At 63.2% G+C, this 24,179-nt stretch carries 18 protein-coding genes and 3 tRNA genes; 15 read left to right on the top strand and 6 right to left on the bottom strand.

The window, feature by feature from the left end; translation table 11 throughout:
- Nucleotides 1–42 precede the first annotated feature (42 nt).
- The 8 genes from GBB14_RS04035 to GBB14_RS04070 all read left to right on the top strand — a co-directional run bounded on the left by GBB14_RS04035 (nucleotide 43) and on the right by GBB14_RS04070 (nucleotide 11,218).
- Nucleotides 43–1,941, top strand: coding sequence for a DUF262 domain-containing protein (locus GBB14_RS04035; protein WP_151530306.1), 1,899 nt, complete (start codon nucleotides 43–45; stop codon nucleotides 1,939–1,941).
- 214 nt (nucleotides 1,942–2,155) lie between these two features.
- Complete coding sequence (locus tag GBB14_RS04040) at nucleotides 2,156–3,829, top strand: cell wall-binding repeat-containing protein (protein ID WP_151530305.1); 1,674 nt, start codon at nucleotides 2,156–2,158, stop codon at nucleotides 3,827–3,829.
- Nucleotides 3,830–4,041: 212 nt separating this feature from the next.
- Nucleotides 4,042–5,637, top strand: a complete 1,596-nt coding sequence (gene serA, locus GBB14_RS04045; protein ID WP_151530304.1) for a phosphoglycerate dehydrogenase — start codon at nucleotides 4,042–4,044, stop codon at nucleotides 5,635–5,637.
- Nucleotides 5,638–5,726: 89 nt separating this feature from the next.
- Complete coding sequence (locus GBB14_RS04050) at nucleotides 5,727–6,380, top strand: hypothetical protein (RefSeq protein ID WP_151530303.1); 654 nt, start codon at nucleotides 5,727–5,729, stop codon at nucleotides 6,378–6,380.
- Between the two features lie 59 nt (nucleotides 6,381–6,439).
- A complete protein-coding gene (locus tag GBB14_RS04055) occupies nucleotides 6,440–7,459 on the top strand; it encodes a 3-isopropylmalate dehydrogenase (protein WP_151530314.1) in 1,020 nt (339 codons plus the stop codon).
- A gap of 199 nt (nucleotides 7,460–7,658) precedes the next feature.
- Nucleotides 7,659–9,587: a DUF294 nucleotidyltransferase-like domain-containing protein gene (locus GBB14_RS04060; protein ID WP_151530302.1), complete on the top strand. Its 1,929-nt coding sequence runs from the start codon at nucleotides 7,659–7,661 to the stop codon at nucleotides 9,585–9,587.
- Nucleotides 9,587–10,228, top strand: a complete 642-nt coding sequence (locus GBB14_RS04065) for an exonuclease domain-containing protein (RefSeq protein WP_151530301.1) — start codon at nucleotides 9,587–9,589, stop codon at nucleotides 10,226–10,228. The genes GBB14_RS04060 and GBB14_RS04065 overlap by 1 nt, the downstream gene beginning before the upstream one ends.
- A gap of 192 nt (nucleotides 10,229–10,420) precedes the next feature.
- A complete protein-coding gene (locus tag GBB14_RS04070; RefSeq protein ID WP_151530300.1) occupies nucleotides 10,421–11,218 on the top strand; it encodes a fumarylacetoacetate hydrolase family protein in 798 nt (265 codons plus the stop codon).
- A 140-nt stretch (nucleotides 11,219–11,358) separates the two neighbouring features.
- On the opposite strand, the gene GBB14_RS04075 is transcribed toward GBB14_RS04070, so the two are convergent.
- On the bottom strand, nucleotides 11,359–12,483 hold the full coding sequence (locus tag GBB14_RS04075; RefSeq protein WP_151530299.1) for an isochorismate synthase MenF: 1,125 nt from the start codon (nucleotides 12,481–12,483) through the stop codon (nucleotides 11,359–11,361).
- Nucleotides 12,484–12,537: 54 nt separating this feature from the next.
- Between GBB14_RS04075 and gltX the strand changes: the two genes are divergently transcribed.
- The 3 genes from gltX to GBB14_RS04090 all read left to right on the top strand — a co-directional run bounded on the left by gltX (nucleotide 12,538) and on the right by GBB14_RS04090 (nucleotide 14,342).
- Entirely contained in the window at nucleotides 12,538–14,034 is a 1,497-nt protein-coding gene (gene gltX, locus GBB14_RS04080; protein ID WP_151530298.1) for a glutamate--tRNA ligase, read from the top strand.
- 128 nt (nucleotides 14,035–14,162) lie between these two features.
- Nucleotides 14,163–14,234, top strand: a tRNA-Gln gene (locus GBB14_RS04085).
- A gap of 35 nt (nucleotides 14,235–14,269) precedes the next feature.
- Nucleotides 14,270–14,342 (top strand) — tRNA-Glu (locus GBB14_RS04090).
- 170 nt (nucleotides 14,343–14,512) lie between these two features.
- Here GBB14_RS04090 and GBB14_RS04095 read toward each other — a convergent pair.
- Both GBB14_RS04095 and GBB14_RS04100 read right to left on the bottom strand, forming a co-directional pair.
- A complete protein-coding gene (locus GBB14_RS04095; protein WP_192796223.1) occupies nucleotides 14,513–15,877 on the bottom strand; it encodes an MFS transporter in 1,365 nt (454 codons plus the stop codon).
- 132 nt (nucleotides 15,878–16,009) lie between these two features.
- Nucleotides 16,010–16,423 (bottom strand): Rieske (2Fe-2S) protein, encoded by a 414-nt coding sequence (locus tag GBB14_RS04100; protein WP_151530297.1) that lies wholly within the window; start codon nucleotides 16,421–16,423, stop codon nucleotides 16,010–16,012.
- Between the two features lie 852 nt (nucleotides 16,424–17,275).
- On the opposite strand from GBB14_RS04100, the gene GBB14_RS04105 reads away from it, so the two are divergent.
- Nucleotides 17,276–17,348 (top strand) — tRNA-Glu (locus GBB14_RS04105).
- A gap of 90 nt (nucleotides 17,349–17,438) precedes the next feature.
- On the opposite strand, the gene GBB14_RS04110 is transcribed toward GBB14_RS04105, so the two are convergent.
- Nucleotides 17,439–18,164, bottom strand: a complete 726-nt coding sequence (locus GBB14_RS04110; protein WP_151530296.1) for an IclR family transcriptional regulator — start codon at nucleotides 18,162–18,164, stop codon at nucleotides 17,439–17,441.
- 230 nt (nucleotides 18,165–18,394) lie between these two features.
- Between GBB14_RS04110 and leuC the strand changes: the two genes are divergently transcribed.
- The gene (gene leuC / locus GBB14_RS04115; RefSeq protein ID WP_151530295.1) at nucleotides 18,395–19,813 is read left to right on the top strand and encodes a 3-isopropylmalate dehydratase large subunit; all 1,419 of its coding nucleotides are present in this window, start codon (nucleotides 18,395–18,397) and stop codon (nucleotides 19,811–19,813) included.
- Nucleotides 19,814–19,843: 30 nt separating this feature from the next.
- On the top strand, nucleotides 19,844–20,431 hold the full coding sequence (gene leuD / locus GBB14_RS04120) for a 3-isopropylmalate dehydratase small subunit (RefSeq protein WP_151530294.1): 588 nt from the start codon (nucleotides 19,844–19,846) through the stop codon (nucleotides 20,429–20,431).
- Between the two features lie 102 nt (nucleotides 20,432–20,533).
- Here the strand turns inward: leuD and GBB14_RS04125 are convergent, their stop codons facing one another.
- Together GBB14_RS04125 and GBB14_RS04130 are read right to left on the bottom strand one after the other, a co-directional pair.
- Entirely contained in the window at nucleotides 20,534–21,532 is a 999-nt protein-coding gene (locus GBB14_RS04125; protein ID WP_151530293.1) for a bifunctional NUDIX hydrolase/histidine phosphatase family protein, read from the bottom strand.
- Nucleotides 21,533–21,556: 24 nt separating this feature from the next.
- Nucleotides 21,557–22,945: a YdiU family protein gene (locus GBB14_RS04130; RefSeq protein WP_151530292.1), complete on the bottom strand. Its 1,389-nt coding sequence runs from the start codon at nucleotides 22,943–22,945 to the stop codon at nucleotides 21,557–21,559.
- Between the two features lie 158 nt (nucleotides 22,946–23,103).
- Here GBB14_RS04130 and GBB14_RS04135 point away from each other — a divergent pair, with 158 nt between their 5' ends.
- Nucleotides 23,104–24,102 (top strand): NAD(P)H-dependent glycerol-3-phosphate dehydrogenase, encoded by a 999-nt coding sequence (locus GBB14_RS04135; RefSeq protein ID WP_151530291.1) that lies wholly within the window; start codon nucleotides 23,104–23,106, stop codon nucleotides 24,100–24,102.
- The last annotated feature ends 77 nt before the right edge of the window (nucleotides 24,103–24,179 follow it).

Raw genomic sequence — 24,179 nt, forward strand, 5'->3', positions numbered from 1 at the left:
GCTATCGCGCCGCGACGGGGATAAGGCGCTAGGTTTAAGGGTATGGGTTTTAGTACGCCAAGCTATGTTTTGACTGACCTGTTTGCCCGCATCAATCGCGGTGATCTGCAGCTACCGGATTTCCAGCGCTCCTTCCGCTGGGATGTGGATCGGGTACGCGCCCTTATCCTGACGGTGCTGCGCGGCTATCCGATCGGCACGCTGATGACGCTGGATGTGCGCGGCGAGCCGGTACGCTTCAAACCGCGACCGCTGCAGGGCGCGCCGAATGAAGGCTCCGATCCGGGATGGTTGCTTCTCGACGGCCAGCAGCGGCTGACCACGCTGTTTCATACCTTGAGCGGCGATGGCTACATCGACACCGTGGACTTTCGCCGGAAGCGGGTGCGCCGCAAGTTCTATCTGGACATCAACAAGGCGCTCGAGGGCGATATCCTGCCCGATGAGGCGGTGTTTTCCGTGGACGAGAAAGGCATCGTGCACACCCATTTCGGCCCCTTCATCGAGGGTGGGGTCACCGACCATGAGGCGGAGCTGAGCAATGAGGTCATTCCCATTGCTGACCTGTTGAATGACAAGGGCGCCAATATGCTCTTCGATCTCGCCGCCCGGGGCGACGCCGATACGCGCGACCGTACGAAGACCATCATGAACCGCGTCGTGCGCCCGCTATCTCGCTACAGCGTGCCGATGATCCGGCTGGATCGCGACACCCACACCGGCGGTATCGGCTCCATTTTTGCCCACGCCAACTCCGGGGGACTACGCATGGGCGTTTTCGATCTTCTCACCTCGGTCTTTGCCACCGAGGACAGCGAGTACAAGCTGGGAGACGATTGGAAGAAGACCAAGGATGTGCTCTCCAATTTCGAGGTCTTGGGCGATGTCGGCACCACCGACTTCCTCAAAGCCGTGACGCTGCTGGTGACCTACCGGCGCGGCCGCGCCTCAGGCCAGCGCGAGGATATTCTCCAGCTTACCTTGGAGGAGTACAAGCCGGCCGCCGAGTCGATGCGGGTGGCCTTCGCGCACACCGCGAAATTCCTCCGCGATCGCCGCATCTTCACCCGCGACCAGGTGCCCTATACCTCCCAGCTGGTGGCGCTGGCCGTCATCCTTGCGATTCTGGAGGAGGAACCGGACGTATGGCAGTCTCGCAAAGCATGGGACCGGCTCTATCGCTGGTTCTGGTGCGTTATTCTGGGCGAGCTCTACGGCACCGCCGCGGTGGCCAACCGGGCCGCCCGAGACGTCAATGAGGTGCCGCGCTGGGTGCTCGCCGCCGCCCGCGCAGAGAAGGCTGATGCAGCAGGGAAGGCTGGTACAGCAGGGGAGTCCGGTACAGCAGGGGAGTCTGGCGCCGCTGCGGATGCGGAGCTGCCCGCGAGCGTGGCGAAGGCGCGCTTCGCTGAGTCGCGTCTGCTCAGCATCGACGCCGATTCCACCGCCTATAAGGGAATCTTTGCGCTCATGATGGGCCGCGGCGCCAAGGACTGGCGCACCGGGCTGGAATTCACCGGCGATAATATCGAGGATCTCGACGCCGGATTCCACTACATCTTCCCGCCGCGGTGGTGCGCCGAGCAGGGCGTGGACCCCGTGCTGTATAACTCGGTGCTCAACCGCGCCCCCATGGGGCGACGCACCCAGGTGGTGATTTCGGGAACCCCGCCCTCGCGCTATCTGCCGCGGGTGCAGTCGAAGTCCATCATGGAAGATGCCGAGTTCGACGCAGTGCTCGCCACCTCAATGCTTACCCCCGAGTATCTGCACGCGGCGAAGGCAGAGGATTTCTTCTCCGATCGCCGCCGGCGCGTGGTGCAGGCCATCGAGGAAGCCATGGGCAACGAGGCAATTCACGACGTGGATGAAAACGATCTGCGTGGTGGCCACGAGGGCCCCGATGCCTTCCAATGCCCCGAAGAAAGCACGGGAGAGTAATAAGATGCGCTAGGCTAAGCTGTCAATACTGCCCACGGGGGTGCGTGTCGATGTGCGCTCATGCGACCTCGGCACGGTGGCGCGCCGAGTAGTGCCGGGCTGCTGCGTAGTGTGCGCTTAGCCCGTAGCCGAGACCGCGTCCTCTGGGTAGGCGGATACGTTTAGGACCTAGGCAAACCAGCAATCGAACCCGTCAGGGCGAGAGGATTATTTAGTGAAGAAGAACAAGGCTATCGCGATCGCCGCGAGTGTGCTCATGCTCTCCAGCGTGGGAGTGGCGTGCTCTAATAACAATGGCGGCGCCGATAATAAACCGGCGGCGTCGAATGCAGCGGCAGCCCGCGACGTGGACCCCCGTTTCGGCGAGGCCCCTTTCGTGGTAGGCGATAACGATTTCTCCGGCATTGACGCCTCCGAGCTCTTCTATGACCACTCCGAGACAGCGGTGGTCTCTGGCATGGCTAAGGCCTCGCAGCTGCGCGGCGCATCGATCGCGGCCGTGGCCCACGCCCCGATGCTGATGAATACTCCCGATAACCGCGCCGCGATCCTCGAGGAGCTCAAGCGTCTCAAGGCCACCAAGGTGCTGCTGGTCGGCGATACTGACTTCGCTGCGGCTGAGGCAACCGATGATGCCGATATCACCTTCATCAAGGACGAAGGCACCATCGCCTCCCTAGAGGCCGCCACCTCGCAGAGCTTCACTGAGAAGACCACCGGCGATATCGGGCAGTCCATCACGGACATTGTGAATCTGGATCCCAAGCAGCCAACCCTGCTGGTTCCGGAGGGCTATTCCACCCCGGCCGAGGGCAAGGCGCAGGAGCAGGAGAATTTCCCTGCGCAGTCCGCGCTTGACGACGGCAACTCTCCGGTGGTGCTGACCTCCCCGATGAGCGGTATACCGGCGACGGCTACCGCTAAGGCATGGGGCGCTGACCTGGTTGCGCTGCCGTGGCCCGATCCGCGCGCCTCGGAAGAGGGCATCAAGGCCGTGGCCGGCATGGAAGATAAGCCGGTGATCGCCTTGGGTCGTCTCTTTGGCTCCAAGGAGAACCTGAAGAAGCGCATTGTGCTCAGCCAGGACGTCACCGAGGAACAGCCCGGTGGCGGCCAGCTGGTATTCCCGGGCCGCCACGTGGTTGCCCTCTATGGCCACCACACTGGTCCTGCCTTGGGGGCGATGGGTGAGCAGGATTCTGCGTCCGCCGCGGAGCGCGTGGTCGATATCGCTGAGCAGTACCAGCAGTACGTGGACGATCCGGTCATCCCCGCCTTCGAGATGATGGCCACCGTGGCCTCCTCGGATCCGGGTGATGATAATGACTACTCCAATGAGGCCACGACCGAGGAGCTGCTCGACTATCTCGACGCCATCACCGAGGTTGGCGGCTATGCGGTGCTCGATCTGCAGCCCGGCCGGGCGCGTCTGCTCGACCAAGCCAAGCTCTATGAAGAGCTGCTCAAGCGCCCCAATGTGGGCTTGGCGCTCGATCCGGAGTGGAAGCTCGGGCCGAATGATCTGCCCCTGCAGAATGTGGGCCATGTGGACGCTGCCGAGGTGAACGAGGTCTCCGATTGGCTCGCCAAGTTGGTCGATGAAAACAACCTGCCGCAGAAGCCTTTGGTGCTGCACCAGTTCCAGCTGCAGATGATCCGCAACCGCGAGCAGCTGAATGTGGACTACCCCGAGCTGGCCATCGTGCTGCACGCTGACGGCCACGGTACCCCAGACCTGAAGTTCCAAACCTGGGATGTACTCAAGGACGGCCTCGACCCGCGCATCTTCTTGGCGTGGAAGAACTTCTACGACGAGGATTCTCCCACCTTCACCCCAGAGGAGACGATGGACATCGAGCCGCGTCCGTGGTTTGTGTCCTATCAATAAAATCCCCCCAATTGAGGCCGATTCAGCAAGGATCGGTCTCCTAGCCATTAAGATTTAAAAGGCCCCACCCACGCTGTACTACGCAGCAGAGGGTGGGCCTGTTTCTGGCCTCACCGCAAGTCTGGAATGTCAGACTTTCTATGAGGGCGTGGCGGCGTCGTCACGCATCAGCCGGAAGCTGCCCAACACCCCATATTCCCAGGAGATTCCTCGTGACCGAGACAACCCGTCCAGTCGTTCTCATCGCAGATAAGCTCGCCCAGTCCACCGTCGATGCGCTCGGAGATGCCGTGGAAGTGCGGTGGGTTGACGGTCCCAACCGCCCCGAACTGCTCGCTGCGGTCGCGGACGCCGACGCGCTGCTGGTGCGCTCTGCCACCACCGTGGACAAGGAGGTGCTCGACGCGGCGCCGAAGCTGAAGATCGTGGGCCGTGCCGGCGTGGGCCTGGACAACGTGGACATCGATGCCGCGACCGAGCAGGGAGTGATGGTGGCCAACGCCCCCACCTCCAATATCCATTCCGCCTGCGAGCACGCCATCTCGCTGCTGCTCTCGACCGCGCGCCAGATCCCCGCCGCCGACGCCACCCTGCGCGAGGGCGAGTGGAAGCGCTCCTCCTTCAAGGGCGTGGAAATCTACGGGAAAACGGTGGGTATCGTCGGTTTCGGCCACATCGGTCAGCTCTTCGCCCAGCGCCTGCGCGCCTTCGAAACCGACATCATCGCCTACGATCCCTACGCCAATCCGGCCCGCGCCGGCCAGCTGGGCGTGGAGCTCGTGGAGCTCGAGGAGCTCATGGAGCGCTCCGACTTTGTCACGATTCACCTGCCCAAGACCCCGGAGACTGCCGGTATGTTCGACGCCGAGCTGCTCGCCAAGGCCAAGAAGGGGCAGATCATCATCAATGCCGCGCGCGGTGGTCTCGTCGATGAGCAGGCGCTTGTCGACGCCATCCAGGCCGGCACCATCCGCGGCGCCGGTTTCGACGTCTATGCCACCGAGCCCTGCACGGACTCCCCACTTTTCGCCTGCCCCGAGGTAGTCGTCACCCCGCACTTGGGCGCCTCCACTGTTGAGGCCCAAGATCGTGCCGGCACCGACGTGGCCGACTCCGTGCTCAAGGCCCTGGCCGGCGAGTTCGTCCCCGATGCGGTCAACGTCTCCGGCGGCGCCGTGGGCGAGGAAGTGGCCCTATGGCTGGAGCTGGCCCGCAAGCTGGGACTCGTGGCAGTGCACCTGCTCGACGGCGCTGCCGTGCGCGTCGAGGTCCAGGGCCGCGGCGAGCTGTCCTCCGAGAATATCGATGCACTGGGCCTGTCGGCGCTGCGCGGCGTGTTCGCCACCACCGTCGATCAGCCCGTGACCTTCGTCAACGCCCCGCAGATCGCCGAGTCCCGCGGCGTGGAGCTGGATGTCTCTACCGCCACCGAGGCCCAGACCCACCGCTCCGTTCTCGGGGTGAAGGTCATCGCGAGCGACGGCAGCGCTGTCGAGGTCTTCGGCGCCCTCACCGGATTGAACAGCGTGGAGAAGGTTGTGCGCATCAATGGCCGCGGACTCGATCTGCGCGCCGAAGGTCACAACCTCTTCCTGCAGTACACCGACGCCCCGGGTGCGGTAGGCATCGTCGGCTCCGTGCTCGGCGAGTGCGGGGTCAATATCAACGCCGCCGCACTGTCCCAGGACGCCACCGGCTCCGGCGCCACCCTGATCCTGCGCATCGATCAGGAAATTCCCGAAGAGGTCGTGGAGAGCATCGGCGAGAAGCTCGACGCCTCCCTCGTCTTCCAGCTCTGCCTGGACTAATCACGTCGCCTGCTGCCCGCGTGGCTTCCGAGTAGCGATACTCGGGTAGTCACGCGGGTTATTTTTAGGTGCTACTACGCTACAGAGTTATGCACTCTGAGACTTTGCCCGTGAGCTTCACCGTCGACGACTATCCCCGCGCTCTTCTCGCAGTTGCGGCCTATAATTCCGCCAATCCCGGCGCCCAACTTGTCGCTGATGCGGAAAGCGGCACAGTTCTGCTGCGTAGTAGCATCTCGGAACCGGCGTATCGGGACCGGGCCATGGCGGCCTGCGGGATGATCTCCGCCGCGGACTCTGCTGAGCCCGCCCCGAACCTTGCGGCGGAAGATCCCGATGATGCCGCCCGTGCAGCAGTGATGCAGTCTGTGGCTACGTGGTTTAAGGCCCATGGGGTGAGTGAGGTGCAGCCCTCTGCGGAGACGGGTCGCATTGAGTTTGCTATCGATGGCCTGCCGGTGGACTTTGGGGCAACTCGTGCTGGGCATCTGCAGGTGGTCGCCATGTCGCAGGTGGACAGCGAGCCTGGAGAGTTGGCGCATGTGTGCAATTTCGCGACCAGCAAGGTCGATGATGCGGCGGCATTCCCAGTGAAAGGGGAGCAGGGCTGGTGGTGTGCGGTGCACACCGCGGTGGAGGTGGCCGGCTGTGACGAGGCTGGTTTCGACTCGGCGCTGCGTAGCGCGGTGGCGGCGGTGCTGCAGTTGCAGCGCACGGTTATTGTGCTCGCGGAGCAGGGCTAACGTGCTACACTAGCGCTGTTCACTATATGGGAAAGGTGTATCACTCTATGAAATCTGGGTTGAAACTTGCAGTCATCGGCGGCGACGGTATCGGGCCGGAGGTCACGGCCGAGGCGCTGAAGGTGCTCCATGCAGTGCGTGACGACGTTGCCACGACCGATTTTGACCTCGGGGCGCGCCGCTATCTCCGCAATGGCGAGCTGCTCACCGAGGACGATCTGGCGGAGCTGAAGCGCCACGACGCCATTGTGCTTGGCGCTATCGGTGCACCAGGGGAGGTTCCCCCGGGTGTGTTGGAGCGAGGCCTGCTGCTCAAGATGCGTTTTGCCCTTGATCACCACGTGAATCTGCGTCCTTCCAAGATCTATCCGGGCACCACCTCGCCGCTGCGCGATCCCGGTGATGTGGACTTCGTGGTCGTGCGCGAGGGTACTGAGGGGCTCTATGCCGGCAATGGCGGCACCCTGCGGGAGAACACTCCGCACGAGGTGGCCAGCGAGGTAAGCCAGAACACCCGTTTTGGTGTCGAGCGCGTGGTGCGTTATGCCTTTGATCTGGCTCAGTCACGACGCAAGAAGCTCACGCTGGTGCACAAGACCAATGTGCTCGTGCACGCCGGTTCCTTGTGGCAGCGCACCGTGGATGCGGTGGCTAAGGACTATCCCGAGGTCTCCGTGGATTATTGCCATATCGACGCCGCCACGATTTACCTAGTCACGGATCCCTCCCGTTTCGATGTGATTGTCACCGACAACCTCTTCGGCGACATCCTCACCGATGAGGCCGGCGCCATCACCGGCGGCATTGGCCTGGCTGCCTCCGGCAATATCGACGCCAGCGGCACGAATCCCTCGATGTTTGAGCCCGTCCATGGCTCCGCCCCCGATATCGCCGGCACCGGTGTGGCCGATCCGGTGGCCGCCATTCTCTCGATGGCGCTCTTGCTGCGCCATCTAGATGACGAGGCTAATGCCCAGCGCATCGAGGAGGCTGTGCAGAATCATCTATCGGCACGCGATGCCGATGCCGCCATCTCCACCACGGCGGTGGGAGACGATATCGTCGCTCGCTTGAGCTAGCCGTGCGCCGCTCCCCGGGCCGCCTTCGTCTCGCGCGGCTCGGGGCACCTGGGGCGTTGCTGTCGGCGCTCTGCTGCGTAGTAGCAGGAGGGCGACGTCGATAAGCAATGGTGCCACAGTGGAGATCTAGGTCACAATCGCGGATCATTTTGGTCTAAAACACGTCGTCTCAAAAGTGAAGTGAATTACACTACGGGACATGAACGTAGAACTGGAAGAGATCCGCGATTTTTTATCGAAGCACGAGCCCTTTAGTCATCTTTCGCCGGAAGCGCTGAGCCAGCTGCCGCAGCATGTGGTGGTGGAGTATGTCCGCGCCGGCGAGGTTATTTTTAGTGCGGGACAGCCCAATAGCTTTCTCAATATCATTCGTTCGGGCGCGGTGGACGTGCTCGGCGAGGATGGGCTGCTGCTCGATCGCCGCGATGCTGGGCGCTCCTTCGGCTATTCGACGCTCGAGGATGATTCTCCGTCGATGTACACGATGGTCGCGGTGGAGGATAGCCTCCTGTTGCGGCTGCCGCGCGAGGCATTTCTTGAGCTCTGCGAGAACCAGCCGCAGGTGCATCGCTTTTTCTGCTCGCAGTCGCAGCGGATTCGGGCGACGGCCTCCCAGATGCGGGAGGAGTCGGCCTCCGATGCGCTGCGCAGCTCGGTGGGCGAGTGCATGGTGCGCCGGCCCGCCTGCTGTAGTCCCGATACCTCCATTAGAGAGGCGGGGGCGCGCATGGCCTCCCAGCGCGTGTCCAGCCTGCTGGTGGTCGAGGGCGAGGAGAGCGCGTTGGAGGACGGGGTGCTCGTCGATGCGGCACAGGATACGGTGCGGCTGCTCGGCATCGTCACCGATAGGGACATGACCAAGAAAGTGGTGGCGGAGGCGATCGATTCCTCGCTGCCGATTTCTGCGGTGATGACCCCAGATCCGGTGACGGTGAGCAGCTCGATGCGCGGCTTCGAAGCGATGCTGCTGCTGGCCCAATACCGCATCCACCACCTGCCGGTGATCGATGATCACAACCTCGTCGGCATCGTCGCCTCGGGCGATATTATGCGCCTGCTGCGCAATGATCCGATCTTCGTGCACGCCGATATGGAGCGGGCCGAAACCGATGCGGAGCTCGCAGAGGTCTATAGCTCCGCGAAGGAAGTGGCCGCCCGCTTCATCGAGCGCGGCGCCGATCCCGCGGAGGTCTCTGGCCTGCTCACCCTCGCCGCCGATGCCCTAGCGCAGCGGCTGGTCGCGCTCACGGAAGAGGAGATGGGTCCGCCCCCGGTGGACTATTGCTTCGTGGTGCTCGGCTCGCACGGGCGCCGCGAAATGGGCTTCGCCTCCGATCAGGACAATGCTCTCATCCTCGCCGACGACTTCGACTCCGGCGCGCATGGAGACTACTTCGCCACGTTTTATGAGCGCGTGTGCACGCGGCTTGCCGCCGCCGGCCAAGTGCTCTGCCCCGGCGAGATGATGGCCTCCAACCCCGAGTGGCGCATGACGGTGAGCCAGTGGAAGCGCACCTTCCACACGTGGGTATCCGCCCCAGAGCCGGAGGCGGTGCTGCACACGCAGGTGTTCTTCGACATGCGCGGTGTCGCCGGCACCCTGGCGCTTGCTGAGGAGGTCATCGAATCCGCGAATGATCAAGCCCACGGGGCGCGCAGGATGCACGCCCACTTGGCTGCGCTTGCGGCACGACGCGATGCCCCGTTGGGGTTCTTCCGTGGGCTCGTGGTGGAACGCAGCGGAGACTACGCCAATACTCTCAACGTGAAAAAGGGCGGCACGGCCACGATCGTGCAAATGGCCCGCCTCTTTGCCCTATCCGCGCCCGCCGAGATCAGCACGCGGCCTCTCGGCACCTCCGAGCGCCTGGAGTATGCCATGGCCAGCAATTGGGTCTCCGCCAAAGGCGGGGCTGATCTGCTCGATAGCTTCCATTTTCTTAACACCGTGGTGCAGCGCCACCAGGCGGCGCAGCTGCGTAGTGGCGCCGCCCCAGAAGCCGTGGACTACCACATCGACCCCAAACAGCTCAGCACCATCGAACGCGAAGGCCTCCGCGATGCCTTTTCCATCATCCGCTCGATGCAATCAGCCCTGAGCACCAAATACCCCGTGCGGAGCATCTGATGTTCGGCTGGGGAAAAAAGAAGGCCACCGGCGCGCTCGCCGAGTTCGAGGCCGTCGCCGCTCAAGACCCGCGCACGCCCCTCGACGAGGCGGAGCTGCTCGCCGTCGATATTGAGACCACGGGCCTGGATCCGAAAAAAGACGCCATGCTCTCGATCGGGTGGGTGCCGGTGCGTGGCCGCAGAATCCAGCTCGGCGAGGCCGGCTATATGCTCATCAAACAGGACCGCTCGGTGGGCACCTCCGCGACGCTGCACCATCTCACCGACACCCAACTCGCCACCGGCTTAAGCCCCCGCGAGGCATTGGAGGCGTTCCTTCCCCGGCTCGCGGGCACCACCATGCTGGTGCATTTCGCCCCGATCGAGCAGCGCTTCCTCTCTGCGCTCTGCGCGCAGGAATTCGGCGCGTCCCTGAAAGTGCCCACCGCCGACACCTTCCAACTCGAACGCACGCACATGGAAAAGATGTCGACCTATCCGCGCGGCGAGGACCTTCGCCTGCCACGGGTGCGCGCCCGCTATAGCTTGCCGCGCTATCCCAATCACAATGCGCTTATCGACGCCATCGCCTGCGCCGAGCTCTACCTAGCCATGAGGGCACACCTCGGGTACTCCACTCTGCGTGATATTCAGTTGTGACTACGCATCAGAGTGGCGCCGCTTAGGTGGCCCTGATTTTCCCTGCTCGCGAGCGCGATGGGGGATCAGCCGCTCTGATGCGTAGTAGCAGCGCGGAAACTAACCCCATCTGGTGGGAGAGTCGCCATGCTGTAGCAGGTTTTATGCCCGATTAGCGGCGCGTGGAAGCGCAGGCTGGTTAAGATGGTCGGCATGCGTTTTGGACGAATTGCCCACCCAGAAGGAATGTGTTTCGCCGTCATCGAGGGGGAAGGTAAGGACCAGGTAGCGAAGGAGATCAAAGAGACTCCTTTCACTAAGCCGGAATTCACGGGCCGTAGCTGGCCGATCGCCGAGGTGAAGTTGCTCGCACCGATGCTGCCGTCGAAGATTTGCGCGATCGGTCGCAACTACGCGGACCACGTGGCGGAGGTGTTTAAGAAGTCTGCGGATGCGTTGCCCCCAACGCTGTTTTTGAAGCCGCCGACGGCTGTGGTGGGCCCGGGCGCTGCCATCAAGATCCCCGATTTCGCCACTCGAGTGGAGTTCGAGGGCGAGTTGGCGCTCATCGTCGGGCGCCCGTGCAAGAACGTCAAGGCCGAGAATTGGAAGGACGTGATCCTCGGCTACACCGTCATCAACGATGTCTCTTCCCGTGATCTGCAGTTCTCCGATGGCCAGTGGTCGCGCGCGAAGGGCATTGACACCTTCTGCCCGCTGGGCCCGTGGATCGAAACCGACCTCGATTCCCTCGATCTTGAGGACCTGCCCATCAAGGCACACCTGACGCACAACGGTGTCACCGAGACCAAGCAGGATTCCAACTCCTCGCAGATGATCATGTCCGTGGGAGAGATCGTGGAGTTCATTACCGCGTCCATGACGCTGCTGCCGGGTGATGTTATCTCTACCGGCTCCCCGGCAGGAACAGAGGAAATGTTCCCCGGCGATCACATCGAGATCGAGATCCCCGGTTTGGGCCGTCTGGCCAACCCCGTCGAGCGCGCCTAAACCGGCCGCGCCCCTGCGGCCGCCGCGCGTCGCGGCCTCACACTTATGCCCACCCGCTGCTGAGATCCCACTCGGCGGCGGGTGGTTGTCGTATGTCGCGCGAGCCCTACGCCCGCAGTCCCGCAGGCCCGCGTGAACCCCTACAACCCCAGCGCGGACATAATGGTCCGCAGCTTGGCAGTGGTTTCATCGAGTTCGGCCTGCGGATCGGAATCGGCGACGATCCCGCCGCCGGCCCAGGTGCGCGCGTGGGTGCCATAGGCATCGACCTCGGCGCAGCGGATCGCCACCATGTACTCGCCGTCCCCGCGCCGATTGGACCAGCCCACGGCGCCAGCATAGAACCCGCGCGGTGTCTCGGTGGCGGTGATGATTGCCTCTGCGGCATCGGTGGGGGTGCCGCAAATCGCCGGGGTGGGGTGCGTCTGCAGGGCCAACTCGAGGGCAGTCATCTCTGCTTCCTTGACCGTGCCCGTAATGGGGGTGGCGAGGTGCCACATCTCGGCGGTTTTGGTCAGCTCGGGGCGCTCGGGAATGCTCAGCGTCTCGCACAGCGGTCGCAAGGTGCGCTCCAAATGCTGCACCACATGGGCATGCTCGGCGAGGTCCTTGGCGCTGTTGTAGAGCCGCTGCCCATGTTCCTCATCACTGCGCTTATCGACGCCGCGAGGTGCCGAACCAGCCAGTGGATAGGCGCTGATCGTGGTGCCACGTTTACGCACCAAAACCTCGGGGGAGGAGCCCACCAACATGGTGTGGGCGTGGTCGCCGCCAGCGGGGGAGAGGTCGGCGATGAAGCCATCGCAGTGGGGGGAGCGATCAATGAGCTTGGCGGCCACTAGCAGCGGATCGGCCGGTGGGTCGAAGCGCACGTCCACCGCGCGGGCAAGCACCACCTTTTCCAGACGGGTGCGTGCGATGGTGGCGACGGCCGCTTCCACCCGCGCCCGATGCTCGTCCTCGTCGGGGTCGACGCCAACAAGCTCGGAGTGCAGCTGCGAGCCGGGGCCGATGCGATAGTGCGCGTGCGGCTCGAGGGGGCCTTGTTCGCTAATGATTCGCTCGGGCACGGTCAGTGCTGCGGGATCATCGCGCAAGAAAGGAAGGGCGCCGACCACCATCGTCACCCGCCCCTCGCGCAGCGCAGCCACGGCTTCCCATGGGTCGCTATAGGTAGCGCGCGATCCTTGGGTGCGCACTGATCCATGGGCACGAGAGAGCAGGAAATCCGGTGCAGAAGAGGGACGGTGAGCGAATCGGGCCATGGCATGTAATGCTAGTTCATGCAGGCCACGGGAAAGCTACTAGACTAGACAACCATGTCTCATACTTCAGAAGTCGTCGTTCGTTTTTCCCCATCGCCCACCGGCACTCCGCACGTCGGAATGGTGCGCACCGCCCTGTTCAACTGGGCCTACGCCCGCCACACGGGCGGCAAGATGATCTTCCGCATTGAAGATACGGATGCTGCCCGCGACTCCGAAGAGTCCTACCAGGCCATTATCGATTCCTTGAACTGGTTGGGAATCGACTGGGACGAGGGCGTGGAAAAGGGCGGCCCCCACGAGCCTTATCGTCAGTCGCAGCGCGGTGACATTTATAAGGAGGTGCTGTCGAAGCTTATCGACGCCGGACTGGTCTACCCCGCGTACTCCACCGCAGAGGAGGTGGAGGAGCGCCACAAGGCCGCAGGGCGCGATCCCAAGCTGGGCTACGATAACTTCGACCGCGATCTCAGCGAGGAACAAAAGGCCGCGTTTGAGGCCGAAGGCCGCAAGCCCGTGTGGCGTCTGCGCATGCCGGAAAAGGACTGGGCGTGGAATGACTTGGTGCGAGGCGAGATCTCCTTCAAGTCCCAGACCCAGCCGGACTATGTGGTGGCCCGCTCCAATGGCCAGCCGCTCTACACCTTGGTGAATCCGGTGGACGATGCCATCATGGGGGTTACTCACGTCCTGCGTGGCGAGGATCTCCTGCCCTCTACGCCGCGCCAGATCGCGCTGTATGAGGCGCTCATGCAGATCGGCGTGGCCCAGCGCGTGCCAGAGTTCGGGCACATGCCCTTCGTGATGGGGCAGGGCAATAAGAAGCTCTCGAAGCGCGATCCGCAGTCGAACCTCTTTAACCACCGCGATGCCGGCATCATCCCAGAGGGCATGCTCAACTATCTCGCCCTGCTCGGCTGGTCGTTGAGCAAGGATGAAGATATCTTCACCACCTCCCAGCTGATCGAGAACTTCGACATCACCGATGTGCTGTCCAACCCGGCTCGCTTCGATGAGAAGAAGATGCTGGCCATCAACGCCGATCACATCCGCCTGCTGGAGCTCGACGATTTCGCCTCCCGCCTGCGCACCTATCTCAGCGAGTACCACGACTTCCCGGCGGAGTATCCCGACGACGCCTTCCGTTTCGCTGCCGAGCAGGTACAGACCCGGATCAAGACCTTGGGCGATGCGTGGGGTCTGCTGCGCTTCCTCGTTGTCGCCGATGAGGACCTCGAGTTGGAGCCGAAGGCAGCGCGCAAGAACCTCAAGGAGGATGCCGTCCAGGCCCTCGACGAGGCGATCGCCGTGCTCGAGCCGCTCGAGGAGTGGAGCACCGCCCAGATCGAGTCGGCCCTGAGCTCTCGTCTGATTGAAGAGCTAGAGCTGAAGCCGCGTAAGGCCTATGGCGCCCTGCGCGTGGCACTCACCGGCGCCCAGGTGTCGCCGCCGCTGTTTGAATCCATGGAGCTGGTGGGCAAGGACTCCACCTTGGCTCGCCTGCAGGCTGCCCGGGCGCGCACCCCGTGGAGCGAGGAGAGCGCCAACTAACGCAATCGGGGCCTCGATAAGGCTCTAAAATCGCGCTTGAGCTGCTGGTTTGTGCAATGAGAGCCGTCATGGTTATAGTATTCCTCGTTGCACAGCAGGAGCTGATAACAATCAGCAGCTGAGCGCAATGGCCTATGGTGTAATTGGCAACACAACGGTTTCTGGTACCGTCATTCTAGGTTCGAGTCCTGGTAGGCCAGCTTCAGTATGAAGCACGCTTCATGCTGGTTCCTATGCCCCGTTCGTCTAGCGGCCTAGGACGCCGGCCTCTCACGCCGGTAACACGGGTTCAAATCCCGTACGGGGTACAACGTACAACCTCCCCTTTACTTTCATTTAGGTGGAAGCGAAGGGGAGGTTGTTGCTTTGTCTTGAGCTCTCTATGGCGCATGGTAGGAAAAAGGGGCGCACTCGGCGCCCCTTCTTGTCGTTTGTATACCCCGCCATCTCACGTGCTGTGAGAGCGGCGGTGCTGCGGCTAATCCAGTGCCACGTTGGTATTTTCCGGCAACGTTAAGGCCGCGGCGGCGGCGATCGCGAACGCCATACCGAAGACGGTAAAGAGCATGACCTGCCCGCCGAAGGCGAGCAGGGGCGGAACGATCAGCGGGGCGGCGATAGACGCGATACGGCCGAAACCAGCGGCCGCTCCGGTGCCGGTGGCGCGCAGAGCAGTGGGGTAGAGCTCCGGCCCAATGGCATAGAGCGCGCCCCATGCGCCGAGGTTGAAGAAGCTGAGGAAGCAGCCGGAGGCAATAATCTGCCACTCCGCCGAGCTCAAACCATAGCTCAGCGCCGCGGTGGCGCTACCGGCAAGAAAGACCGCGAGGGTCAAGCGGCGGCCCCAACGCTCAATCAGATAGGCGGCCGCGGCATAGCCGGGCAGCTGCGCCAGCGTGATGATGAGCGTGAAGGTGAAGGATTTCACGAGGGTGAAACCCTGCTCGTGCAAAATCGAGGGAATCCAGATAAACGCCCCGTAGTAGGCGAGGTTGATGCAGAGCCAGACCGTCCACAGGGCTGCGGTGCGACGTCGTAGCGGCGATGCCCAAATAGAGTGGGCGTTCGCCACCTCGGGTTCCATTGCCGCCACCGCGCGGTCGTGCTGCGGCTGGCGTCCGAGAGCCGGGGACTCTTCAAAGGAACGGACGACCTTCTCGGCCTCCTCGTGGCGGTTCGTGGCCTCGAGGTAGCGGACGGATTCCGGCATGCCAAAACGAACGACGAGCGCATACACGGTGGGGATACAGCCCAAAGCGAGAGCCCAGCGCCAGCCGTTATCGTCGGCGGCCACCACGAATGCGCCAATACAGGCGGCGATGATCCAGCCCAGCGCCCAGAAGGCCTCGAGGATGACCACCATGCGGCCACGGATGCGGCGCGGAGCGAACTCAGAGACAAAGGTGGAGGCCACAGGTAGCTCGGCGCCGAGCCCCAGGCCGACGATGAAGCGGAACACGAGCAAGACAGCGAGGCTGCCAGCAAGCGCGGAGGCGCCGGTGGCGATGCCGTACACCAGCAAGGTGAGGGTGAATACGGAGCGGCGACCAAATTTATCAGCGAGCAAACCACCGAAGGTGGCGCCTATCGCCATCCCCACAAAGCCGATAGATCCCAGCAGCGATGTTTCGGTATGGCTCAAGCCCCAGTGGGCGGTGAGGGCCGCCATGATAAAAGAAATAAGCCCGACGTCCATCGCGTCGAGCGCCCATCCGATTCCAGAGCCGCCCAAGATTTGAGCGTGTTTTCTGGTCACGGGAAGAGAATCTAGGCGCTCCGTGCGCGAGGGCGCGGGCTGATGCGTAGTAGCAGATGACGTGGAGTCGATATCGGCGTGGTGCATAGAGGGAGCCTAAACCAGACTCCGATATGGTGCCTGTTCTATCCCCCATAGAGGGTAGTGCGGAAAAGCGGAGGTGAGTGCCCCTCGAAGCGCGAGAAGTGTACCTCCCGCACCCAGTGTGACGCTGGGTCTTTAGGAGACAGTCAGCTCGTTGCCGGCTTTGTCGATCGTGGCCGGCACCATGGGATCCCGTGAGGGGCCTTCGATGACCGAGCCATCGGCCAGGCTGAATTTCGACATGTGCTTGGAGCAGACGGCCACCTGCTCGCCATCGACGTCCTCGAGGTGATCGATGGGGCCCTGGGCGTGTGGGCAGGTGGCGGAGTAGGCGGTAAACACTCCCTCTTCTGGCTGTGCCACAACCCAGCCGTCGACGAAGACGGCGCCTCCCACTGGTATCGATGCGGAATCCACCTGCGCGGCGGTCTCAGAGCTGCCGCAGGCAGCGAGCAAGGCGCCGGAGGCGGTAGCGGCGGTCGCTGCGGCGACGCCTTTGAGGAAGCTGCGCCGCGAGCAGGGGAAGCGGGACGTATCAAAACCACTCATGAGCCTCACGCTACCCCAGCTCAGCGGGTGGGAAAATTAAGGTGCTCCTTAAAACGAATGCCGGTGTGCCGATCTGCCCGCCCCAGCGCGGGGGTGGCAGGATGGGGTGCAAGCAGACGTTCGTGGGCGGAAAAATAGCGAATCTCTTCCCCCGCCGCGGCCGGGGGTCTAGAGTGAGGGGTGAGAAGTTCACACGGGTTTTTTGAGATAACCACCAGCGCCTAGGACGGGGTTGTCTAAGTCGCAGCGGGTCGCTACCGCTACGGCGCGCATCGGGTGAGATTCTCGGCGATATATCGCATACCTGTTCAGAGCAATTTCATGTCAGCAAAGGAGAGTGGATGGCTGAAGCAGCGTCTTTTCTAGTAACAGCGTCGCACGTCCCCTTCGTAGCGAGCATTGCCATAATCTGATCCCTCTCCGCGCTAGAGATGCGCGAGGGTAGAGCTAAGCGAAGGTGAATGTTTATCGTGACTCTGTTCACCGAGACCTCCTCGATAATCTACGGATTGCGCATAGATCACCTCGACACCTGACTCTGATGCAGAGACAGCGGACGGGCCCACGGTGAGAGCATCACGCCGGGGTCACGATACTTCCGCACCTTCGTCGCTAGCGTGAACTCGCGGTCGCTGAGGCTCCGAGCGTTCATGGATCGGTTTTCACACTATTGTCCGCGCGGGGCGTCTTCACTTACCGCCGAAGACGCCCCGCGTGTGCGCGTGCACCCCACGCCTTATCGACGCCGCCCGCAATGCTTATTTTCACAGCTGAAGGGGGCGATTTCTAATTCTTAGTACCCGTCGTGTAACTTTATGCAAGCAACGAACGAGCAGTTCGAAGCGATCCAAGGCCCCGTTCGTCTAGCGGCCTAGGACGCCGGCCTCTCACGCCGGTAACACGGGTTCAAATCCCGTACGGGGTACAAAGTGCACACCTCCTCTCTGACCTGTCTTTTCTGAAAGATAGAAGGGAGGAGGTGTTTTCTTATGTCGGCTGTGCCACTCGCCGGCGTTTAGGCGGTGCCGCTGAGCTGGCGGGAGGCCTCGAGTAGGGCCTGCCCGTGCCGCTGACCAGGGTTAGGGCCAAGCCGCTCGGCGGGGCCGGAGACCGATAAGACGGCGAGGAGTTCACCATTGCCGTCGAAGATGGGCGCGGAGACGCTGGCAAGTCCGACCTCGCGCTCGGAGACTGAGTCTGCGTAGCCTTGGGCGCGCACCTGCTCGAGGTCGGTGGTGGTGAAGTGGGCATCGCGCAGAATGGTGTCGCGCAGATGTGGTGGGGCATAGGCCACGAAGACGCGCGCGGCCGAGCCTGCGGTCAGTGGCATGCGAAAGCCCACGGGCACGGTGTTTTGCAGTCCCGAGGAGGGCTCCTGGGCGGCCACGCAGGTACGCATCGTTCCGTTGAGGCGATATAGTTGCACGGACTCCTGCGTAGTCTCCATCAGGTTGGCCATGATGGGCGCGGCGGCGTCGATAAGCTTGTCGGAGCTCGAGGCGCCGAGCGCGCGCAATGCGGACCCGATGGACCATTTGCCATCGGAGGTGCGGCTCAGAAGATCGTGCATTTCGAGGGCCGTGGCAAGCCGGTGTGCCGTGGCGCGGGGAAGCTGGGTGCGTTCGCACAGCTCGCTGAGGGATTGGGGTGAATTCGCGACGGTGTTCAGGATAAGTACTGTGCGGTCCAGTACTTTGATTCCGCTGGACTGTTGCCCATCAAGTGAGTTAAACTTTCCCATGACACGATATTATCATCCCATATCGTGAGAGGCTAGTTTCTGGTTCGAGCTGAGCGGGGTGTCCTGACACACCGCCCAAACCCAGCGTGCCAGCCCCACGTTGAGCATGAGATGCGCAGCCAGAACATGTCGAGGACAACCCTCGTCCGTGCGTTCAGTCGCGCCGCGGCACACGCAGACACGACAGTTCTGCTGCGGCAGGCACCATAGTGAAAGGTAACGGTGATCATATGACCAGCCCCAAAACGCTGGCGGAAAAGGTGTGGCACGACCACATCGTGACCCACGGTGAAGAAGGAAAACCCGATCTCATCTACATCGATCTACAGCTTCTTCACGAGGTCACTTCCCCGCAGGCGTTCGATGGTTTGCGGCTGGCGGGACGCTCCTTGCGCCGCCCCGATCTCACCCTAGCCACCGAGGACCACAACGTCCCTACCGAGGGCATCACTACCGGTTCCATCCTGGAGATCAAGGACGAAATCTCGCGCACCCAGGTGGAGACACTACGCACCAACGCCGAGGAGTTCGGTGTGCGGCTGCACCCCATGGCGGATCAAGAACAGGGCATCGTGCACGTGGTGGGGCCGCAGCTCGGTCTCACCCAGCCCGGTATGACGGTGGTGTGCGGCGATTCGCACACCTCCACCCACGGCGCCTTCGGTGCGATCGCCTTCGGTATCGGCACTTCTGAGGTAGAGCATGTGATGGCCACCCAGACGCTGCCGCTGAAGCCTTTTAAGACCATGGCCGTTAATGTCACCGGCACTCTCGGCGAGGGCGTGACCGCCAAGGACCTGATTCTTGCGATCATTGCGCAGATCGGCACCGGCGGCGGCCAGGGCCACATTATTGAATATTGCGGCGAGGCCATCGAGAAGCTGTCGATGGAAGAACGCATGACCATCTGCAATATGTCGATTGAGGCGGGCGCCCGCGCCGGCATGATCGCCCCCGACCAGACCACCTTCGACTACATCAAGGGCCGGCAGTACGCGCCCGAGGGCGAGCTGTGGGATCAGGCCGTCGAATACTGGTCCAGCCTGCGCACCGATGAGGGCGCCAGCTATGACAAGGTCGTCACCATCGACGGCGATGCCCTCACTCCCTTCGTCACCTGGGGCACCAACCCGGGCCAGGGTTTGCCGCTTGCAGAGTGCGTGCCCAACCCGGAGGAGATCAGCGACGAAAACGAGCGCTCGGCCGCGGAGAAGGCCATCGACTATATGGGCTTGATTCCCGGCCAGCCGCTGCGTGAGGTGACAATCGATACCGTCTTCGTCGGCTCCTGCACCAATGGTCGCATCGAGGATCTGCGGGCGGTCGCTGAGGTGCTCAAGGGCCGCCGCGTGGCCGAGAATGTTCGCATGCTCACGGTGCCCGGCTCCCAGCGGGTGCGGGAACAGGCCGAGGCCGAGGGCCTGGACAAGATCATCACCGCCGCCGGCGCCGAGTGGCGCCAGCCCGGTTGCTCGATGTGTTTGGGCATGAACCCCGACCAGCTCTCGCCCGGCCAGCGCTGCGCCTCCACCTCGAACCGCAACTTCGAAGGACGCCAAGGCAAGGGCGGCCGCACCCACTTGGTCTCACCCGCGGTGGCCGCCGCCTCCGCGGTGGCCGGCACCCTGGCATCGCCCGCTGACCTCTAAGCACCGTCGCATTAGGAGAAGAGAACAACAATGGAGAAGTTTCACACTCACACTGGTGTCGGCGTGCCGCTGAAGCGGTCGAACGTGGACACCGACCAGATCATCCCCGCCGTCTACCTCAAGCGGGTCAGCCGCACCGGCTTCGAGGACGGGCTGTTCGCCGCGTGGCGACGCGACCCCGAGTTCGTGCTCAACCAAGAGGACTACGCAGCAGGCTCGGTACTGGTCGCCGGCGAGGACTTCGGCACCGGCTCCTCCCGTGAGCACGCCGTGTGGGCGCTAATGGACTATGGCTTCCGGGTGGTATTTTCCCCGCGTTTCGCCGATATTTTCCGCGGCAACGCCGGTAAGGCCGGGCTGCTGGCCGCCCAGATGGAGCACAGCGATATCGAGCTGTTGTGGAAGCTGATGGAGCAAACCCCGGGCCTGAAGCTGACGGTCAATCTCGTCGACCGCACCGTCACCGCCGGCGAGCACATCCTGCCTTTCGAGGTGGATGATTACACCCGCTGGCGGCTGATCGAGGGGCTCGACGATATCAGCCTCACCCTGCGCGATGAGGAAGCCATCGAGCGTTTCGAGGCCCAGCGCAAGCCCTTCATGCCGCGGGTCTTCTAAGCCCGCCGCCCCGCTGCGGCCCCGCACCCCGCGCAGCACACGAACCCGCCAGGTGGATACCACCTCGGCGGGGCCTTGTCGTGTATGCGGGCGATAAACCGGTTATTTCACCGGCAGGGCGCTGGCGAGATAGTCCGCGCCCACCAATTGCCCGTCGCGGAAGTCCAGCATCCACATCGAGCCCTTCTTCGCCTTAATCTCATCGATCGGCAGCTGACCACGGGCCGCGGCCCACGCCACTACATCGGGAATCCAGATCCCCTGGGAACACACCACAGAAATCGTGCCGCTGCGGGACAGCTCCGAGATAGCGCTGTGGCAGTTTGTCATCTGCGAAAGCCAGGCATTGTCGCCGAAGAGCTCATTGACGGTGACATCCATGCCCAGCTCATCGGCCAGCGGGGCAATAGTGTCCTGGCAGCGATCAGGCTCGGCGGAATACAGCTGCTCTGGGCGGAAAGCGCTGAGCAAAGGCACCAGCATTTCCGCTTGTCGACGCCCTTTCTTATCCAAAGGCCGGATAGAGTCATCGCCCTGCCAATTCTTCCGCTGATAGGCCTTGGCGTGGCGCAGCAGAATGACGCGAGTATCCGGGGCAAGGCGCAGCCGTTTCTCGGCCTTGCGCAAGACATCTACATCCAGCTGGTAGGACAGCAGCGAGGCGGCGTCGTCAATTGACAGCCAGCGCAGCGTGTCCACCTCATCGTTGGCGCTGAACTCGCCGCCGATGACCTCGGCCAGCCAGTAATAGACCACCTTGGTGCGCTTGTGTACCGGATAGCTGACCTTGCCGATGAGCTTGTCCAGGCGTACCTCGTAGCCGGTTTCTTCCTCGATCTCACGGGCGGCAGTCACCGGCAGGGATTCGCCCGGATCCAGCTTGCCCTTCGCCAAAGACCAGTCGTCATAGCGCGGGCGGTGAATCACCGCCACCTCGATCTCCTCGGGGCGGGAACGATCGCCGCGCCACAGCACCGCGCCCGCAGCAAGGGTCGGGCGGGTGATGTCCTTGCAGGGATTAGACGGAATTTTTTGCAGCCGACCCGTGACAAGCACGTTGTTCTTGCGGTCTTTATCAGTTTCCTGCGCGTGAGAAGCCATAGCTGCAATTGTAGGACGGCGGTCTTAGGTACCGCAGAAGGTGGTGAAGTTCTCCGTCCATTCCGCAGCTGCCGGTCCGAGCAACTCCGGGTAAACGGCGTCTGCATCGAAGGGGTGGCGCAGCGCGTGCAGGAGTGCATCCCACGGCTGCCAATCATCCTGAGCGGCCGCGCTGAGGGCGCGTTCCACCTCGTGGTTGCGGGGAATGACTACCGGATTACGCCGCTGCGGATCCGGCTGAGCGTCCCGCCACGCCTGCCACAGAGGATCCGTCTGCTCTGCTGCGTAGTCCTCATCGAGGGTGGCGAAAAACGTGGTGTGATCCGGCTGCTCGCGGCGCAGATAATCCAGGGCGAGAGCGACCACCTGCGGCGCCTGCGGCCGGCCACTGATGCCGAGCTTGGCGGCCCACATCTCGGTGGCGATGGCCTCGAAGCGGCTGCCTTGGCTGCTTAGGACTTCTTGGGCTTGGGCGATGGCGGCCTGCGGGTCGGCGTCGATAAGCGGCAGCAGCACCTCGCCGAAGCGGGCCATGTTCCAGCCGAGGATCGCCGGCTGCTGGCCGTAGCGGTAGCGGCCGGTGGTGTCGATGCTGGAGAAACACGCATCCGTGGCGTGGGCGTCGAGGAAAGCACAGGGGCCGTAGTCGATCGTCTCGCCGCTGATCGTGGTGTTATCGGTGTTCATCACCCCGTGGATAAAACCCACGCCCATCCACTGCGCCACGGTGTGCATCTGGGTGTTCATCACCTGCTCGAGCAAGGCCAGCGCCCCGCCGCCGGCATGCTCGGGATAGTGCCGCTGGAGGCAATACTCGACCAGCTGGGCGGAGACATCCTCGGCGCCGAGTACCGTCGCCATCTGGAAGGTGCCCACGCGGATATGGGAACTGGCCGCCCGCACAATCATCGCCCCGCGCTCAGGGCCACTACGCAGCACGCTGCGGCCGGTATCAATCACCGCGAGCACCCGCGTGGTCGGGATGCCGAGAGCGTGCATCGCCTCGGAGATCAGATACTCCCGCAGCATCGGCCCGCGCGCCCCATAACCATCCGCGCCCCGAGAAAACGGGGTGGGTCCCGAGCCCTTGAGATGAAGATCCACCAACCCACCAGGCGTGTCGAGCTCGCCGAGCAGCAGGGCGCGGCCATCGCCCAACTGCGGATTGAACTGGCCAAACTGGTGGCCCGCATAGCCCTGGGCCACCGGCTGGGTATAGCAGCCGCTAGCCCGGCCGCACAGAAAATCCAGCCCCGTATCCGTGCGCAGCCACTGCGCATCCAACCCCAGCTCCGCCGCGAGAGGCTCATTGAGCTGCAGCAGCGAGGCATCGGGATAATCAGCTGCCTGCCACTCAAGGCAGAGATCGGGGAAGTTCTCGGCAAACTCGGCGCGCAACACAGGAGTAGACATACCGCCACAGTGTACTGTCCACGAACGCACGGCAATGCTCGGTAGACTCGCACACAGATGCAGCACTGTCTGCGACGACGCCATTCTGCGCGCCGCTTCGACACAGTGCAGCTACTACCGCAACGAGCAGATACCTCGGGAAGGACACAACAGGGTTCATGGTCAACGTGACAGTGATGGGCGCAGGAAGCTGGGGCACCACCCTAGCCAAGGTATTCGCCGATGCCGGAGCCACCGTGCGCCTCTGGGCGCGCCGGGAATCGGTGGCGAAATCCATACAGATCATGCGCGAGAACCTCGACTACCTGCCCGGGCTTAGCGTGCCCCAGGCCGTGACCGCCACAGCCGAGGCCGCCCGCGCCCTCGCCGGCGCCGATATCGTGGTGCTGGGCGTTCCCTCCCAAACACTGCGCGCCAATGTGGAGCAGTGGGTCGAGCTCATCCCGCGGGAGGCGATCGTCATCAGCCTCGCCAAGGGTGTGGAACACGGCAGCTTGATGCGGATGAGCGAGGTAATCGCCGAGGCCGGACGCATCGAGCCGGAGCGCATCGCCGTGCTCTCAGGACCCAACCTGGCCCGCGAGGTGGCCATGGAACAGCCCGCCGCCACCGTGATCGCCTGCACCAACGAGGACAACGCCAAATACGCCCAGGCGGCCTGCTCGGCGCCTTACTTCCGGCCCTATACCAATACCGATGTGATCGGCACCGAGCTTGGCGGGGCGTGCAAGAACGTCATTGCCTTGGCCTGCGGCATGGCCAATGGCAAAGGGCTAGGGGAGAACACCACCGCGAGCTTGATCACGCGCGGCCTCGCCGAGATCGCCCGACTGGGCGTGGCGGTTGGGGCCGATAGTCGCACCTTTGCCGGGCTGGCAGGATTGGGCGATCTGGTCGCCACCTGTAGCTCGCCGTTGTCTCGCAACCGCAGCTTCGGCGCCCGTCTCGGCCGAGGCGATTCGCTTGAGCAGGCCACCCACGCCACCTCGGGGCAGGTCGCCGAGGGCGTGACCTCCTCGGAGTCGGTGTTCCGCCTCGCCGAGCGGCATGGGGTGGACATGCCCATCACTCACGCCGTCTACATGGTGTGCCACGAGGGAATGGATGTGGACACCATGGTGGGTGCGCTGATGGGGCGGTCGAAGAAGTCCGAGTAGTACAATCGCAGCGGTTCGGCACCCACCCCGCTCGCCGAGGTGCGGTGCAATGCCGCGTGCCTGCGCCGCAGCAGGCG

The organism is Corynebacterium sp. 51B, assembly GCF_008930785.1.
In the GTDB taxonomy this organism is placed as follows: Bacteria; Actinomycetota; Actinomycetes; order Mycobacteriales; family Mycobacteriaceae; genus Corynebacterium; species Corynebacterium megadyptis.